Origin of the sequence: Sporosarcina sp. ZBG7A, assembly GCF_000813425.1 — a bacterium.
Taxonomy (GTDB): Bacteria; Bacillota; Bacilli; order Bacillales_A; family Planococcaceae; genus Sporosarcina.
In genome coordinates, this window is record NZ_JWIB01000067.1 from 1 (window position 1) to 1,481 (window position 1,481).

The following is a 1,481-nucleotide window of genomic DNA, read 5'->3' on the forward strand; positions in this document are numbered from 1 at the left end:
TGAGATATTTCTCCAAAGTAGACAGTATAAGAACACGCTCCATTAGGACAGGTTAAAACCTAAGGAGATGATTTCATGACGACAAAATCTATGAGCACCTACTCTTACGAGCTGAAAAAGAAAGCGGTCGAACTTTATTTGGAAGGACACCCTGCAGTAAAGATAGCGGAGGAAAACGGGATTAAAAATCGTAGGCGTATTACGGAGTGGGTGGAGATTGTAAGGAAAACTGGAGACTATAAATCATTACACTCACGACGGGGTCATGCCAACGCAGGAAAAGAAAGAGTACACGAAATGACACATGAGGAGGAAAACGCACGTCTACGTTTAGAGATTCATTATTTAAAAAAACTTATGGAACTGAAAGCGAGGTGAATGGAAAAGAATTAGCTTTTCGCTATGTGGAAACGCATCGAGAATTGTATCCCATCACATTCTTGACTGAAACTGTCGGGGTATCGAGAGCTGGCTATTATAAGTGGCTTAAAAGCGGACCGAAGATCTCACAGGAAGAACGAGACAAGCCCTTATTAATCAAAATGCTTTCCCTCTATCACACGCATGGTGGAAACTTGGGGAACGAACGATTTATTAATGAGTTAAAGAGTAAGTATCAAATCGTTATCGGTTATAAGCGTATCACTAGGATGCGCGAGCGTTACTTAATGCCACTCAAGACCAAGCGACGGAGACCGCGAAAAAAGGATCAAATGCCGCATATCACCATAAAAAACCTGTTGAACCGAAATTTTAAAGCAATCAGACCAGGTATCAAATTTTGTGTGGATATCACCTATTTGGAAATTATTAAACCTAAAAAAGATTTTATGTATCTCTGTAGTATTATGGATCTTTACAATAATGAAATCGTTGCTTACAGTATCGGAGAGTACCAAGACCAAGGCTTAGTCAATCGCGCCTTGGATTGTCTAGCAGAAAAAGGGTACAAAAAAGGAGCCCTCCTGCATAGTGATCAGGGCTCCCAATTTACAAACTATGGCTACTGTAGCCGTTTAAAAGAAATGCGGCTGACCCAATCGATGTCCCGCAGAGGCAACTGCTGGGATAATGCATGCATCGAAAGCTTTTTCGGTAAGCTTAAAACGGAAATGCCAGGCTTCACAGTACCTGAAACGGCAGAAGAAATGAACCAGGCTGTAGAAGACTATATTGCTTATTATAACCATGTCCGTCCACAATTAAAACTGAAGATGAGTCCGGTGAATTACCGAGTCCAGAGTGCTGCATAAGCGAAAGAAAGGAAAGTATGACGCAAGCGACTTTACGTGGAGAGGCAGGCATGATAGCCTATTCTGGCGAAGTCAGCTGGTCCGCCGGCTGATTGCCTGAGGAAGGAATTATGCCTGTAGAGGCTCCATGTCAAGTCGCTTACAGAGCCAAACTAAGAAACGAATACATCGAGAAAAAGTAAAAACTGAGCGGTTACTTAAAGTGTCTACTTGTAGGAAACTAAGTCA

At 42.1% G+C, this 1,481-nt stretch carries 2 protein-coding genes; both read left to right on the plus strand.

Annotated features, from left to right (window positions below; all coding sequences use genetic code 11):
• The first annotated feature begins 75 nt into the window (after positions 1–75).
• The gene (locus tag RL70_RS17015) at positions 76–378 is read left to right on the plus strand and encodes a helix-turn-helix domain-containing protein (RefSeq protein ID WP_039044587.1); all 303 of its coding nucleotides are present in this window, start codon (positions 76–78) and stop codon (positions 376–378) included.
• Positions 375–1,253, plus strand: a complete 879-nt coding sequence (locus RL70_RS17020) for an IS3 family transposase (protein WP_052246029.1) — start codon at positions 375–377, stop codon at positions 1,251–1,253. Before RL70_RS17015 ends, RL70_RS17020 begins: the two co-directional genes overlap by 4 nt.
• Positions 1,254–1,481: the final 228 nt, after the last annotated feature.